The sequence below is a fragment of the Pseudomonas sp. ATCC 13867 genome, assembly GCF_000349845.1.
GTDB lineage: Bacteria > Pseudomonadota > Gammaproteobacteria > Pseudomonadales > Pseudomonadaceae > Pseudomonas.
Window position 1 is genome coordinate 2,727,232 of the sequence record NC_020829.1, and the last position, 14,300, is coordinate 2,741,531.

At 69.1% G+C, this 14,300-nt stretch carries 11 protein-coding genes; 7 read left to right on the forward strand and 4 right to left on the reverse strand.

From position 1 onward, the window contains the following. The first annotated feature begins 18 nt into the window (after positions 1-18). From H681_RS12250 to H681_RS12265, 4 genes are all read left to right on the forward strand, one after another. Positions 19-1,179 carry an acyl-CoA dehydrogenase family protein gene (locus H681_RS12250; RefSeq protein ID WP_015477178.1) on the forward strand — a complete coding sequence of 387 codons (1,161 nt, stop codon included), beginning with the start codon at positions 19-21 and terminating at the stop codon, positions 1,177-1,179. 24 nt (positions 1,180-1,203) lie between these two features. Continuing rightward, positions 1,204-2,553 carry an MmgE/PrpD family protein gene (locus H681_RS12255; protein WP_015477179.1) on the forward strand — a complete coding sequence of 450 codons (1,350 nt, stop codon included), beginning with the start codon at positions 1,204-1,206 and terminating at the stop codon, positions 2,551-2,553. A gap of 77 nt (positions 2,554-2,630) precedes the next feature. Beyond that, on the forward strand, positions 2,631-3,821 hold the full coding sequence (locus H681_RS12260) for a CaiB/BaiF CoA transferase family protein (protein ID WP_015477180.1): 1,191 nt from the start codon (positions 2,631-2,633) through the stop codon (positions 3,819-3,821). Between the two features lie 14 nt (positions 3,822-3,835). Next, positions 3,836-4,651, forward strand: coding sequence for an HpcH/HpaI aldolase/citrate lyase family protein (locus H681_RS12265; protein WP_041712587.1), 816 nt, complete (start codon positions 3,836-3,838; stop codon positions 4,649-4,651). A 268-nt stretch (positions 4,652-4,919) separates the two neighbouring features. Here H681_RS12265 and H681_RS12270 read toward each other — a convergent pair whose 3' ends face one another. The 3 genes from H681_RS12270 to H681_RS12280 all read right to left on the reverse strand — a co-directional run bounded on the left by H681_RS12270 (position 4,920) and on the right by H681_RS12280 (position 8,444). Continuing rightward, positions 4,920-6,107: a lipid-transfer protein gene (locus H681_RS12270; RefSeq protein ID WP_015477182.1), complete on the reverse strand. Its 1,188-nt coding sequence runs from the start codon at positions 6,105-6,107 to the stop codon at positions 4,920-4,922. 73 nt (positions 6,108-6,180) lie between these two features. Then, positions 6,181-7,305, reverse strand: coding sequence for an acyl-CoA dehydrogenase (locus tag H681_RS12275; protein WP_015477183.1), 1,125 nt, complete (start codon positions 7,303-7,305; stop codon positions 6,181-6,183). Then, complete coding sequence (locus tag H681_RS12280) at positions 7,302-8,444, reverse strand: acyl-CoA dehydrogenase family protein (RefSeq protein ID WP_015477184.1); 1,143 nt, start codon at positions 8,442-8,444, stop codon at positions 7,302-7,304. Before H681_RS12280 ends, H681_RS12275 begins: the two co-directional genes overlap by 4 nt. A 128-nt stretch (positions 8,445-8,572) precedes the next feature. On the opposite strand from H681_RS12280, the gene H681_RS12285 reads away from it, so the two are divergent. Together H681_RS12285 and H681_RS12290 are read left to right on the forward strand one after the other, a co-directional pair. Next, positions 8,573-9,358, forward strand: coding sequence for an enoyl-CoA hydratase/isomerase family protein (locus tag H681_RS12285; protein ID WP_015477185.1), 786 nt, complete (start codon positions 8,573-8,575; stop codon positions 9,356-9,358). A gap of 10 nt (positions 9,359-9,368) precedes the next feature. Further along, complete coding sequence (locus tag H681_RS12290; RefSeq protein ID WP_015477186.1) at positions 9,369-10,001, forward strand: TetR/AcrR family transcriptional regulator; 633 nt, start codon at positions 9,369-9,371, stop codon at positions 9,999-10,001. 221 nt (positions 10,002-10,222) lie between these two features. Here the strand turns inward: H681_RS12290 and H681_RS12295 are convergent, their stop codons facing one another. Then, positions 10,223-12,904, reverse strand: a complete 2,682-nt coding sequence (locus tag H681_RS12295) for a LuxR C-terminal-related transcriptional regulator (protein WP_015477187.1) — start codon at positions 12,902-12,904, stop codon at positions 10,223-10,225. A gap of 250 nt (positions 12,905-13,154) precedes the next feature. On the opposite strand from H681_RS12295, the gene H681_RS12300 reads away from it, so the two are divergent. Then, complete coding sequence (locus H681_RS12300; protein ID WP_015477188.1) at positions 13,155-14,285, forward strand: CaiB/BaiF CoA transferase family protein; 1,131 nt, start codon at positions 13,155-13,157, stop codon at positions 14,283-14,285. Positions 14,286-14,300 lie beyond the last annotated feature (15 nt).

Here is a 14,300-nt window from a genome sequence, read left to right on the forward strand (position 1 = left end):
AAGACATGAGGTGTTTCGATGACGTCCACCCCCGAAGAACTCCAGGCCATCCGTGACGGCGTGCGCGCCCTGTGCGCGGAGTTCCCCGCCGAGTACTGGCGCAAGATCGACGAAGAGAAGGGCTTCCCCGAGGCATTCGTGCGCGCCATGACCGAAGCCGGCTGGCTCTCGGCAATGATTCCGGAAGAATACGGCGGCTCGGGCCTGGGCCTGGCCGAGGCCTCGGTGATCCTCGAGGAAGTGAACCACTGCGGCGGCAACTCCGGGACCATCCACGGGCAGATGTACAACATGTTCACCCTGCTGCGTAACGGCAGCGCCGAGCAGAAGGCCTACTACCTGCCCAAGCTGGCCAGCGGCGAGCTGCGCCTGCAATCGATGGGCGTCACCGAGCCGACCACCGGCACCGACACCACCAAGATCAAGACCACCGCCGTGCGCCAGGGCGACAAGTACGTGATCAACGGCCAGAAGGTGTGGATCTCGCGCATCCAGCATTCCGACCTGATGATCCTGCTGGCCCGCACCACGCCGCTGGCCGAGGTGAAGAAGAAATCCGAAGGCATGTCGATCTTCCTCGTCGACCTGCGCGAGGCCATCGGCAACGGCCTGACCGTGCAGCCGATTGCCAACATGGTCAACCACGAGACCAACGAGCTGTTCTTCGACAACCTGGAACTGCCGGCCAGCAGCCTGATCGGCGAGGAAGGCAAGGGCTTCAAGTACATCCTCGACGGCCTCAATGCCGAGCGCACCCTGATCGCCGCCGAGTGCATCGGCGACGGCCGCTGGTTCACCGAGAAGTCCGCCCAGTACGCCCGCGACCGCGTGGTGTTCGGCCGCCCGATCGGGCAGAACCAGGGCGTGCAGTTCCCTATCGCCGAGGCGCACATCGAGATCGAAGCGGCCGACCTGATGCGCTGGCGCGCCTGCCAGGAATACGACAGCGGCAAGAACGCCGGCGCCGCCGCCAACATGGCCAAGTACCTGGCGGCCAAGGCCAGCTGGGAAGCGGCCAATGCCTGCCTGCAGACCCACGGCGGTTTCGGCTTCGCCAACGAGTACGACGTCGAGCGCAAGTTCCGCGAGACGCGCCTGTACCAGGTGGCGCCGATTTCCACCAACCTGATCCTGTCCTACGTGGCCGAGCACCTGCTCGAACTGCCGCGCTCCTTCTGATCACGGCGCCTCGAGAACAACACAATGAACAACACCCACGCCCTTGCCGAATTTCTCGCCGGCCTGCGCTACGAAGACCTGCCGCAAGCGGTGGTCGAGCGTACCGAAGACCTGTTCCTCGACTGGCTCGGCTCAGCCCTGGCCAGCCAGGACCGCCACCCGATCCCGCTGTTCCAGCGCTACGCCCGCACGATGGGCCCGGCGGACGGCAACAGCCGCATCCTGGTCGACGGTCGCGGCAGCAGCGCCTACTTCGCCGCGCTGGTGAATGGTGCCAGTTCGCACCTGGTGGAACAGGACGACTTGCACAACAGCTCGGTGCTGCACCCGGCTACCGTAGTCTTCCCGGCCGCCCTGGCCGCTGCCCAGGACCTGGGCAAGTCCGGCCGCGAGCTGATCCTTGCCAGCGTCGCCGGCTATGAGGCCGGCATCCGTATCGGCGAGTTCCTTGGCCGTACGCACTACCGCATCTTCCACACCACCGCCACGGTCGGCACCCTGGCCGCCGCCGTGGCGGTGGGCAAGCTGCTGGGCTTCGACAGCCATCAGTTCGTGCATTGCCTGGGCAGCGCCGGCACCCAGGCCGCCGGGCTCTGGGAGTTCCTGCGCGACGCTGCCGACTCCAAGCAACTGCACACCGCCAAGGCCGCCGCCGATGGCCTGCTGGCCGCCTACCTGACCGCCGACGGCCTGACTGGCGCGCAGAACATCCTCGAAGGCGAGCAGGGCATGGCCGCCGGGATGTCCCGCGATGCCGACCCACGCTGGCTGGTGGACGGCCTGGGCACCCGCTGGGCGCTGGCCGAGACCTCCTTCAAGTTCCACGCCTCCTGCCGCCATACCCACCCGGCCGCCGATGCGCTGCTGGCGTTGATGCAGCGCGAGGGGCTTGAGCACGACGACATCGCCAAGGTGACCACCCGCGTGCACCAGGCAGCCATCGACGTGCTCGGCCGTGTGGTGGTGCCGCAGAGCGTGCACCAGGCGAAGTTCTCGATGGGCACCGTGCTGGGCCTGATCGCCGTGCACGGCAAGGCCGGGCTGGTGGAGTTCGAGACGTTCGCCCTGCAGGACCCGCGCATCGCCGCCTTCCGCGAAAAGGTCGAGATGCAGCTCGACCCCGAGGTCGACGGCGCCTACCCGCAGCGCTGGCTGGGCCGGGTCGAGGTGGTGACCACCGATGGTCGCTGCTTCCAGGGTGCGATCGACGAGCCCAAGGGCGACCCGGGCAACACGCTGAGCCGCGAGGAGCTTGCGGACAAGTTCCGCCGCCTGCTGGCGTTCGCCGGTGCCCGTGGCGATGCCGAGGCCGAGCGGCTGATCGACGCCACCTGGCGCCTGCATGCGCAGATGCAGCTCGGCGACTTCGCCTGAGCCTGTCCCGGGCGGCCATGCCGCCCGGATCTTCCGAATCGTCGCGCCGGCCGGCTGGCCGGCGCCTGGAGTTGTCCATGAGTTCGCGTCCCCTCGACGGCATTACCGTGATCAGCCTGGAACACGCCATTGCCGCGCCGTTCTGCACCCGCCAACTGGCCGACCTCGGCGCGCGGGTGATCAAGGTCGAACGCCCCGGCGTCGGCGACTTCGCCCGTGGCTACGACGAACGCGTGCGTGGCATGGCCTCGCATTTCGTCTGGACCAATCGCTCCAAGGAGAGCCTGGCCCTGGACCTCAAGCAGGCGCCGGCGCAAGTCGTGCTGGAGCAACTGCTGGAGCGCGCCGATGTGCTGGTGCAGAACCTGGCGCCAGGCGCCGCCGCGCGCATGGGGCTGTCGTTCGAGGCGCTGCACGAGCGCTTCCCGAAGCTGATCGTCTGCGACATTTCCGGCTACGGCGAAGGCGGGCCCTACGAGCAGAAGAAGGCCTACGACCTGCTGATCCAGAGCGAAAGCGGCTTCCTCTCGGTGACCGGCGGTCCCGGCGCCGATGGGATGGCCAAGGCCGGCTGCTCCATCGCCGACATCTCCGCCGGCATGTATGCCTACAGCGGCATCCTCTCGGCGCTGCTGCTGCGCGGGCGCACGGGGCAGGGCAGCCGGGTCGAGGTATCCATGCTGGAGAGCATGGCCGAGTGGATGGGCTTCCCGATGTACTACGCCTTCGAGGGCCAGAACCCGCCGCCGCGCGCCGGCGCCGCCCATGCCACCATCTATCCGTACGGCCCGTTCCCGGTGGGCGATGGCGGCAGCGTGATGCTCGGCGTGCAGAACGAGCGCGAATGGCAGGCGTTCTGCGAGCAGGTACTGCGACAGCCGGCCCTGGCCGGCGACCCGCGCTTCACCAGCACCAGCCTGCGCGTGGCCAATCGCGAGGCGCTGCGGGCACTGATCGTCGAAGCCTTTGCCAGCCTGACGGCGGAACAGGTGGTCGAGCGCCTGGAGTTGGCGCAGATCGCCAATGCCCACGTCAATGACATGCGCGATCTGTGGCAACATCCGCAACTCGCCGCCCGTGAGGGCTGGCGCGAAATCGACAGCCCGGTCGGCCGGCTGCCGGCGTTGCTGCCGCCGGCCCGCAACAGCGCGTTCGCCGCGCGCATGGACGCGGTGCCGGCGCTCGGCGAACACACCGACGGCCTGCTGCAGGAACTGGGCTATACCCCCCGTGACATCCAGCGCCTGCACGAGCAGGGCGCGGTATGAGCCAGGAGAACCTCATGACCCCCATTGTCCGCACCGCCCTGTTCGTTCCTGGCAGCCGCCCGGAGCGTTTCGCCAAGGCCCTGGCCTGCGGCGCCGACGCGGTGATCATCGACCTGGAGGATGCGGTGGAGGCATCGCTCAAGGCCCAGGCGCGCGACAACCTGGCGGCCTTCCTCTGCGCCGAGCCGACGGCGCGCGTGCGGGTGCGGGTGAATGCCGCCGGCGACCCGGAGCAGGCCGCCGACCTGGAACTGTGCGGACGCCTGCCGGGCGTGGTCGGCATCCTGCTGCCCAAGGCCGAGCGCGCCGCCCAGGTTCGCGTCGCGGTGGCCTGCGGCAAGCCGGTCTGGCCCCTGGTCGAGAGCGCGCGAGGCCTGCTCGCGCTGGGCGAAATCGCCGCCTGCGAGGGCGTGGAACGTCTGACCTTCGGCGGACTCGACCTCGCCCTGGACATCGGCATGAGCAACGGCACACCGGCCGCCGCCACTGTCTACGACCAGGTGCGCCTGAGCCTGCTGCTGCATTCGCGGGTCAACGGCCTGCAGCCGCCGCTGGATACGGTCTACCCGGCGTTCGACGATGCCGAAGGGCTGGCGGCGACCATTCGCCACGGCCGCGACCAGGGACTGGTGGGGGCGCTGTGCATCCATCCGAAGCAGGTTGCGGTGGTCCATGCGGCGCTGGCGCCCGACGCCGACGAACTGGACTGGGCCCGGCGCGTGGTGGAGGCCGCGCAGAGTGGCGCGGCTGCGTTCCAGGTCGATGGACAGATGGTCGACGCCCCTGTGCTGGGCCGTGCCCGGCGCCTGCTGGCCAACGCCGGCCTCTGACCTAGGAGCTTGCTCGCGAAGCGTCCTGCATCGGCATAGGCCCGCCGGACGCTGATCTTGCCGGCGAATCGCGGACAAAGTCCGCTCCTACAGGGCGACAGGGTTTCGTCCGTAGAAACTTGGTAGGCCTAGCGCCGAGGGCATGCCCGGATCTGTAGGAGCGAGCTTGCTCGCGAACAGCTCCGCAGCGGAGCGGGTTCGCGAGCAGGCTCGCTTACACGGGCAAACGCCGCCTGAAACGCTTGAGCGCCGTCCCGGCGCCGCTACTTCAGTTCCGGCCGAACAGCGTGACCACGCAGGCGCCGCCCAGGCCCAGATTGTGCTGCAGGGCGATGTCCAGTCCTTCCACCTGGCGCGCACCGGCGCTGCCGCGCAACTGGTGGGTCAGCTCGTAGCATTGCGCCAGCCCCGTGGCGCCCAGCGGATGGCCCTTCGACAGGAGGCCGCCGGACGGATTGGTGACCACCCGGCCGCCATAGGTGTTGTCGCCGTCCAGGACGAATTTTTCCGCGCCACCGAGCGGACACAGGCCGAGCGCTTCATAGGTCAGCAGTTCGTTGTGCGCGAAGCAGTCATGCAGCTCCACGGCGCGCACATCCTGCGGGCCGACGCCGGCCTTCTCGTAGACCTGCCGCGCGGCGGCCTGGGCCATCTGGAAGCCGACATAGCTGATCATCGAGGGCGGATCGAAGGATTCCAGCGGATCGGTGGTCAGCGCCTGGGCGAGGATCGCGACGTCGGTGCTCAGGCCGTGGCGGCGGGCAAAGCGCTCGCTGCAGACGATAGCCGCGGCGGCGCCGCAGGTGGGCGGACAGGCCATCAGGCGGGTCATCACGCCCGGCCACATCACCTGGTCGTTGAGGACGTCTTCGGTAGTCACCACCTTGCGGAACAGCGCCAGCGGGTTGTTGGCCGCGTGGCGGCTGGCCTTGGCGCGGATCGCGGCGAAGGTCGACAGCTGGGTGCCGTACTTGAGCATGTGCTCGCGACCCGCGCCGCCAAAGGTGCGCAGGGGACCGGGGAGATCGCCGGCGTCGGCGGTCAGCGTCTCGACGATCGGCAGGAAGCGCGCACGCGTCACCGGGCGGTCATCCCAGTTGGACTTGAGCGCGCCCGGCCGCATCTGCTCGAAGCCCAGCGCCAGAACGCAATCGGCCTGGCCGCTTTCCACGGCGGCGCGCGCCAGGTACAGCGCGGTCGAGCCAGTGGAGCAGTTGTTGTTGACGTTGATGATCGGAATACCGCTGCGACCCACCTCATAAATGGCGGTCTGGCCGCAAGTGGAGTCGCCGTAGACGTAGCCGGCGAAGGCCATCTGCACCTTCTCGTAGCCGATGCCGGCGTCCTTCAGCGCCAGGCGCAACGCCTCGGCGCCCATCTGGGTGTAGCTCGGGCTCGCGCCCGGCTTGGTGAAAGGGATCATGCCGACGCCGGCCACTATGACTTTATCGCTCATGGGGAAAGGCTCCTGTGCGGAATACCCGCTGGGTTTGGGAGGGCGGAGCGCGCTGGGCGCCCCGGAAAACGCATCAGAGACTGCGGTCGCAGAGGCCGCTCCAGAAACCGGCGGAACCGGCGCCTATAGCCGCCTCGCCGAGCAGGCGCGCCCACTGGCTGTCGCTGCCGAAGTCGTCGCGCCAGGACCACAGCCGCCGGGTCGCCTGGTGCAGGCTGTGCTCGCGGGTGAAGCCGATGGCGCCGAATACCTGGTGCGCCACCGAACAGGCCAGGGTCGCCGCCTCGCCGGCGCAGACCTTGGCCACCGCGACGTCGAAGCGCAGGCGGAGGGTGCCGCCCGGCTCGCCGGCGAATGCCGCGTCGGCGCTGTCCAGGGCCACCTGGCAGGCCATGCGCGCGGCGCCGATGGCGCCGGCCAGTTGCGCCAGGTACTGCTGCAGCGCCTGCTGGCGGCCGATGGGCTTGCCGAACTGGACCCGCTGGTTGGCGTACTCCACGGTCTTGTCCAGGGTCGCTTCGAGGGCTCCCCAGAGCATGCAGGCCCGCGCCAGGGCGCCGAGGGTCCAGGCCGGCTCGTCGAGTTCGTCCAGCGGCTGCGCCGCCAGTGCTGCGATCCCGGCATCCTCCAGGTGCAGACGGTCGAGGGGTTCGGCGGCGTAATTGCTGCCGGCCTCCAGGCGGACGGCTGCCTGGCGCAGGTCGACCAGTGCCAGTTGCCGTTCCACTCCGACGACCACCAGCCAGTGGCAGTCGCGAGCCCAGGGTACCCGCGAGACGCTGCCGCCCAGGCGACGGCCATCGGCGCACAGCCGCAGATCGCCGTGGCGGCCGGCCTGGACGATCGTCAGCGGCCCCTCGGGTATCGCCAGACCCGCGCGGTCCAGCAGCGCACCGGCCAGCATGCTTTCCGCCAGGGGCAAGGGCGCCTGCCAGTAGCCGATGGCGCGCAGCAGCGGGCCAACCTCGCTCCAGCGGGCGCCGCTGCCACCGGCGCTCTCGCCGACCAGCGCGGCGGGCAGGCCCTGCGCGGCCACGCTGCGCCAGAGTTGCGGGTCGGGAGTGCCGGTCTCGAAGGCTGCCAGGCGCTCGGCGTCGATCAGGTCGGCGAACAGACGCTCGACGCTGTCGGCGATCAGGCGTTGCAGTTCGGACGGCTCGCCAGCAGCGGCCGCCAGGTGTTCGGAAGTCGGATTCATCGCAGTCCAAGGCCTCTGGCAATGATGCCGCGGAGGATTTCACGGGTGCCGCCGCGCAGGGAGAAGGAGGGCGCCACCTGGGTGACGTAGCGCATCACCTGTTCCAGGTCGGAACCGGGTTCGCAGCGGCCGCCGAACAGGTCGTGGGCGAGGTCCGGCAGCGACTGTTCCAGCAACGCGCCCTGATCCTTGACCAGCGCCGCCGGGGTGGCCGGGTTGTCGCCACGGGCGAGCATGCCGGCGACGCCCAGGGACATCTGCCGCAGTGCCGCGTAGCGTGCGACGACGCGGCCCAGGCCGATAGCCTGGTGGCTGTCGTCCGGGGTGGCGGCATCGAGCATTTCCAGGTACAGCTGGGTGCTGCTCAGGTAGCGTTCCGGGCCACTGCGCTCCAGCGCCAGTTCGGCGCCGACCTGCTTCCAGCCGTCGCCGGGCTGGCCAATGACGAAATCGTCGGGTACGAAGACGTCTTCGAGGAAGACTTCGTTGAAATCATGCTCGCCAAGCAGGTTGTGGATCGGCCGCACCGTCACGCCCGGCGCGCCCAGGTCGATCAGCAACTGGGACAGGCCGGCATGCCGGTTCGCTTCGTCGCGCGGCGCGGTGCGCAGCAGGGTGACCATGTACTGGCAGCGTTGCGCGCCGGTGGTCCACACCTTGCTGCCGTTGACGATCCAGCCGCCGGCGGTCTTCACCGCGCGGGTGCGCACCGCCGCCAGGTCGGAGCCGACGTCCGGCTCGCTCATGCCAATGCCGATGTAGATCTCGCCCCGCGCGATGCCGGGGCAGATACGCGGTGCCAGCACCTCGGGGGAAAAGCGCATCAGCAGCGGTCCGCTCTGCCGCTCGGCGATCCAGTGGGCGTTCACCGGGGCGCCGGCGGCGAGCAGTTCTTCCAGCACCACGTAGCGCTCCAGGGCGCTGCGCTCATGACCGCCGTAGCGCCGGGGCCAGGTCATGCCGAGCCAGCCGCGCTCGCCCAGTCGGCGGCTGAAGGCGGGGCTGGCGCCATTCCAGTTCTTGGCGCGTTCCGCCGGCGGCAGGTCCTGCAATGCCTCGGCGAGGAAGTCGCGCACCTGCTGGCGCAGCGCCTCGCAGCCAGCATCCAGGCGGCAGGGGCGTATGTCGAGTGCCTGCATCGTTGTCGTACTCCAGGGCAGGGAGATCATGTTTTAAACTTGCTTGTCAGCAAGCAAGTAAATAACCTATCAGCAATCTTCGCATCCGGGCAAGCGGTGCCCGGTTGCCTATCACCGAGGAGAACACGATGTCAGCGACGCCAGGATTCACCCCGGGACGCGGCCTGTCCCTGGAGCTGCAGGGGCATGTCGCCGTGCTGGAGTTCAGCCGCCCGCCCTTCAACTATTTCGACAAGGAACTGATCGAGGATCTGGTTGCCGCCCTCGACTACCTCGACAGCCTGGAACAATGCCGGGTGACCGTGCTGCAGGCGCAGGGCAAGGTGTTCTGCGCCGGCGCCGACTTCTCCGGGGCCGAGCAGCGCGACCCGGAGTTCCCGCGACGCCTGTACCGCTTCGCGGTGCGCCTGTTCCGCGTGCGCAAACCGGTGATCTGCGTGGTGGAGGGCGCCGCCGTCGGGGGTGGCCTGGGCCTTGCGCTGTTCGCCGACTTCCGCGTGACCAGCGAACGGGCGCGCTTCTCAGCGAATTTCAATCGCCTGGGCATTCATCCCGGCTTCGGCCTCTCCGTGACACTGCCGCGCCTGCTCGGTCAGCAGCAGGCGGCCCTGCTGTTGGCCACCGGACGCCGTATCGACGGCGCCGAGGCCGTGCGCATCGGCCTGGCCGACGTGCTTGCGCCGGCCGGCGAGGAACGGCAAGCTGCGCTCGCCCTGGCCGGGGAGATCGCCCTGTGCGCGCCGCTGTCGCTGCTGTCGACCCGGGAAACCCTGCGCCAGGGCCTGGCCGAGCAGGTCGAGCGTGCGGTGGAGCGCGAGGCCGACGAGCAGGCGTGGCAGATCCGCAGCGAAGACTTCGCCGAGGGCACCCAGGCCATGACCGAACGGCGCGAACCACGATTCAAGGGCAGATGAGGTAGTCCCCATGCAAACCCCCGCAGCCAAACCGGCGCCGCAGCGGCGCACCCAGCAGGAGCGGCGCAGCGAGGCCGAACAGCGCCTGCTCGAAGCCGCGCGGCGCATCGTGGCGCGCAAGGGCTGGGCGGGCATGACCCTGGCCGAGGTGGGTACCGAGGCCGGGTACAGCCGTGGCCTGGCAACCCACCATTTCGGCAGCAAGGCCGAGCTGCTGCGCGCGCTGGCGGGCCACGCCAACGCCTGCTTCATGGACCAGGTACGCGCCGCGCCGCGTTTCGCCCGGGGCCTGCAGACGCTGATCGGCTTCGTGGGCGTCTACCTCTCGCCGGACGAGGACGAGTGGCTGAACAACCGTTGCCTGCTGGCGTTGATGGCCGAGGCGGTGACCGAGGACTCGGACACCGCCGAGGTGCTGGGCGAATACAACGCGCAGGTCGTCGATTACCTGTCCGGGCATATCCGTCATGGCATCGAGCAGGGCGAGATCCGCGCGCAGATCGACCCGGCCGCCGGCGCCGCGTTGGTCCTGGGGGCGATGCGGGGTGTGATGCTGCAGTACCTGCTCAAGCCGGCGCGCATCGACCTGGCGCTGGTGCGCCGCCAGTTGCAGGACTTCGTGGGGGCCGCGTTGGGCAACTGACTGCACGTTCACGCCTACCGGTGTGTTTTCGTAGGAGCAACTGTCTTCACACGGCATCTGTTCGCCAGCGGGGCCGTCCCCGCGTCGTTCAGCTTTGGGGCTGCAGGTGAATCCGTTCGCGAGCAAGCTCGCTCCTACAAAAAAGAACGTCGGCGAGTTCTGGTGGCGGGGCAGGCGTATACCGGGGCACCGCGGTGTCCCGCTACGAACGCGTTTGCGTTCTAATCCAGCATCCCCCGTGCCCGCGCAATGGCCACTGCCTCGGTCCGCCCCTGGGCGCCCAGCTTGGCGTTGATGTTGCGCAGGTGCGACTTCACGGTGAACTCGGAGAGGAACATCTTCTCGGCGATCACCTTGTTCCGGTGGCCGGCGGCGAGCAGGCGGATCACCTGGATCTCGCGGCTGGTCAGGGCCTCGCCGCCGCTGCCGGCGGCGGCGCCCTGGCTGGGTGTCTCGCCATTGCCGGCGAAGCGCTGCAACAGGGTGGCGAGGTAGCGGGGCTCGATGCCCAGGGCGCGGCTCTGCGCCTGACAGGTCACCGCCCAGCGCTGTAGCAGGCTGCCCAGACGCGGGCCCTCGTCGAGGAAGGTCCGCAGGAAGCCTTCGTGGCTGGCGAAACACAAGGCTTCGGTCAGTTCGTCGAAGGCTTCTTCGCTGCGCCCAAGGCCGTCCAGCGCCAGTGCGTGAAGCAGGCGCAACTTGAGTTCGCGGCGTTGATGCTGGCGTTGCCGGGCGGCGGTCATGGCCTCGCGCAGTTGCTGTTCCGGCTCGGCGTAGTCGCCACGGGCGATGCGCAGGCGCAGGCGGGCGATGCTAGGGATGTCGACGTCATTGCCGTAGTGCAGGATGCCGGGCTGTTCCCAGTCGCCGTGCAGTTCGGCGTAGCGCAGTGCTTGCGCTGCCGCGTCCAGGCGGTTCTCCAGGGTGGCGACACGGGCGCGTTCCAGCCAGGCCGAGCAGATCGCCCGGGCCGAGCCGGCCTGCTGGCCGATCTGTTCCAGGTCCGCCAAATGGCGCAGCCAGCTGTCGCGGTCGCCGCGCAGCAGCGTGATGCGCGCCAGCAGGACATGGCTGGAGATCAGTGAATCCGGCGGGCTGCTTTCCTTGGCGCTGGGCAGCACGTCGTCTAACAGCTGGGCCGCTTCGTCCAGGGAGTCGGTTTCGTAGAGCACGGTGCCGAGGGTGCATTCCAGGGACGGCCGCCCACCCGGGTCCTGGCCGTTGTCCTTGCCCCAATGTTGCTGGCTGGCCGCCTGCAGGCGCGCCAGGGCGTTGCCCAGGCGGCCCTGGACCAGCTCCAGGACTGCCTCGATGCTGTTGGCCACGCCGCCCATCGACATCATCCGATTCTGCGAGCAGCGCAGGATGGCGCGGGACAGCAGGCTGCGCGCTTCCTCATAACGGCCGGTGGCGATCAGGCTGTAGGCCAGGCTGTTGGCCGTCACGCCGTACTGGAACTGCTCTTCCTCCGGCAGCCGCTGGATATGCGCCAGGCTGGCGACGCAGCATTCCTCCACCTGGTCGGTGAGCGCCAGCAGCATGCAGCGGATGGTCTCGGCCTGCAGGGCCTGCGGGAGCTCGTCGGTGGAGCGCTCAAGCAGGCCGATGGCCTTGTGCGCGTCGGAGTAGCGGCGGTGCACCGCCAGCGCCCAGGAGTACGCCAGGCAGACCGCGGGGTATTCGCGCAGCACTGTCGCCGGAACCTGGTCCAGCCAGCGCAGCAGCAGCCGCGAGCGGCCGGCATCGATCAGGTCCTTGATGTGTTCGGCCAGGTGGCGCGCCGCCAGCTCGCGTTCCTGGGCGTGCAGCAGGTGGTCGATGGCCGGTACCGGGCGCCCCTGCGCCAGGTACCAGTGCGCCGCCGAGCGGTGCAGTTCGGTGGAGCGGCCCGGATGGCGGCGCTCCAGGGCATCGCGCAGGTAGCTGGCGAACAGGCTGTGGTAGCGGAACCACTGGTGCTCGTTGTCCACCGGGAAGATGAACAGGTTGGCGCGTTCCAGGTACTCGAGCATGGCCTGGCCGTTACCCTGGCCGGTGACGGCGTCGCACAGCGGCGCGGTGAGCCGGTCGAGCACGCTGGTTTGCAGCAGGAACTCGCGGCATTCGTCGTTCTGCCGGGCGAGGATGTCCTCGGCCAGGTACTCGGCCAGCTCCAGGTTGCTGCCGGAGAAGCTGGCGACGAAGGCGGCGTGGTCGGTGCGGTCCTGCAGCGACAGGCTGGCCAGGTAGATGGCGGTGATCCAGCCCTCGGTGCAGCGGTGCAGGGTGGCGATCTCGTTGTCGCGCAGCGGCAACTGGCGCTTGTCGCGGATGAAGCGGGTTGCCTCGTCGATGGAGAAGCGCAGTGCGCCGGGGTTGATCTCCAGCAACTGGCCGCGCGCGCGGATGCGGCCCAGGCCGATGTCCGGGGTGGCCCGCGAGGCGATCAGCAGGACGCCGCAGGAGGGCAGGGCGTCGATCAGTTGCTGGACGAAACTGAGCACTGCCGGGTTGTTCACGGCTTCGAACTCGTCGAACAGCAGGGCAAAGGGCTGGGTGCGGTCGGACAGTTCTTCCAGAAGGTCCTGCATCGACTGGGGTCGGCATGCATTTTCGGCGGGCGCGCTGCCGTCCAGTTGGTGCAGGCCGGAGGACAAGTGCGTGACGAAGCGCAGCAGGTCGTTGTCGGCGGCGTCGAGGTTGAGCCAGAGCACCTGGCGGCCGGCGCCGAGGCTGCGTTCGCGGTACTGCTGCAACAGGGTGGTCTTGCCAAAACCGGCGGCGGCACGGATGAGGATCAGGCGCGCGGCATCGGCCTGCTCCATCTGCTCCAGCAGGTGCTGGCGGGGCAGGTGGGTGCTGGCGGCCGAAGGAACGGCGAACTTGCTGGCCAGGATGCGCAGCGGCGGAACTTGGACGGACATAGCGACTCCGCTGGCCGGTCGATTGGCTGCGCTGGGCGCTGCCTCCGGCTCATTTGTTGTTCTGTATCGGAGCATCTTGCCACGGTCGGTGGAAGCGGGGCAGTCGTCCTTTCGAACTAAGCGAAGTTTGAGGCACGCCAGTGCCCTGAAGGACTAGTGGGACTTTCGTTCCTTCGAACCATTGTTGGTGCAGTGGGCGTCGCTAGGCTGGGTGATCGCCGGATGGTCCGGCGTTTACAGGAGCGATGCGATGGCGGGCCCGCTGACGGGATTGAAGGTAATCGAAATGGTCGGCCTGGGGCCGGCGCCTTTCTGCGCCATGCTGCTGGCCGACATGGGCGCCGAGGTCATCCGCGTGCAGCGTCCCGGCCAGGCGCTGGGCGAGCGGGCTCGCTTCGACGTGCTCGGCCGGGGTCGCCGTGCGGTCGCCCTGGACCTGCGCAAGCCCGAAGGGGTGGAAACCCTGCTGCAACTGGTGGAGGGCGCCGACGCACTGATCGAGGGCTTCCGTCCCGGCGTGATGGAGCGCCTGGGCCTGGGGCCGGAGCAGTGCCTGCAGCGCAACCCGAAACTGGTCTACGGGCGCATGACCGGCTGGGGCCAGACTGGCCCGCTGGCCCAGGCTGCCGGCCACGACATCAACTACATCGCCCTGGCCGGCGCGCTGCATGCCATCGGTCGTCCCGGCGAGAAGCCGGTGGTGCCGCACAACTACATCGGCGACTTCGGCGGCGGCGGCATGCTGCTGGGCTTCGGCGTGCTCTGCGCGCTGCTGGAGGCGCGCCAGTCCGGGCGCGGCCAGGTGGTGGACGCGGCCATGACCGACGGCACCGCGCTGCTCTCGGCCATGATGTACGGCTTCCGCGCCGCCGGCCGGCTCAGCGACGAACGCGGCGTCAGCCTGCTCGACGGCGGCGCGCACTTCTACGACACCTACGCATGCGCCGATGGCCGGTTCATCGCCCTGGGCGCCATCGAACCGCAGTTCTACGCCGAATTGCTGCAACGCTGCGGCATCGACGATCCGCAGTTCCAGCGGCAGATGGACCCCAGCCAGTGGCCCGAACTCAAGGCCAAGCTGGCCGCGCTGTTCCTCCAGCGCAGCCGCGATGCGTGGTGCGAACTGCTGGAGGGCAGCGACGCCTGCTTCGCCCCGGTGCTGGACTGGGCCGAGGCCGCGCAGCACCCGCATAACCGCGAGCGCGGCACCTACCTCGAACTCGACGGCGTACTCCAGCCGGCGCCGGCTCCACGTTTCAGCCGCACTCCGGCGGCCACTCCGACGCAGACCCAGGGCGAGCCGCAGAGCGATGCCGTGCTGCGCGACTGGGGCGTCCCGGATGCCCGCATCAGTGCATTGAAGGGCGCCGGAGTCATCTGATCCGCGCCCCGTCTC

Excerpts from the sequence above, each read along its gene's own strand:
- H681_RS12250 (WP_015477178.1), top strand. The coding sequence starts at position 19 with ATGACGTCCACCCCCGAAGAACTCCAGGCCATCCGTGACGGCGTGCGC.
- H681_RS12255 (WP_015477179.1), top strand. The coding sequence starts at position 1,204 with ATGAACAACACCCACGCCCTTGCCGAATTTCTCGCCGGCCTGCGCTAC.
- H681_RS12260 (WP_015477180.1), top strand. The coding sequence starts at position 2,631 with ATGAGTTCGCGTCCCCTCGACGGCATTACCGTGATCAGCCTGGAACAC.
- H681_RS12265 (WP_041712587.1), top strand. The coding sequence starts at position 3,836 with ATGACCCCCATTGTCCGCACCGCCCTGTTCGTTCCTGGCAGCCGCCCG.
- H681_RS12270 (WP_015477182.1), bottom strand. The coding sequence starts at position 6,107 with ATGAGCGATAAAGTCATAGTGGCCGGCGTCGGCATGATCCCTTTCACC.
- H681_RS12275 (WP_015477183.1), bottom strand. The coding sequence starts at position 7,305 with ATGAATCCGACTTCCGAACACCTGGCGGCCGCTGCTGGCGAGCCGTCC.
- H681_RS12280 (WP_015477184.1), bottom strand. The coding sequence starts at position 8,444 with ATGCAGGCACTCGACATACGCCCCTGCCGCCTGGATGCTGGCTGCGAG.
- H681_RS12285 (WP_015477185.1), top strand. The coding sequence starts at position 8,573 with ATGTCAGCGACGCCAGGATTCACCCCGGGACGCGGCCTGTCCCTGGAG.
- H681_RS12290 (WP_015477186.1), top strand. The coding sequence starts at position 9,369 with ATGCAAACCCCCGCAGCCAAACCGGCGCCGCAGCGGCGCACCCAGCAG.
- H681_RS12295 (WP_015477187.1), bottom strand. The coding sequence starts at position 12,904 with ATGTCCGTCCAAGTTCCGCCGCTGCGCATCCTGGCCAGCAAGTTCGCC.
- H681_RS12300 (WP_015477188.1), top strand. The coding sequence starts at position 13,155 with ATGGCGGGCCCGCTGACGGGATTGAAGGTAATCGAAATGGTCGGCCTG.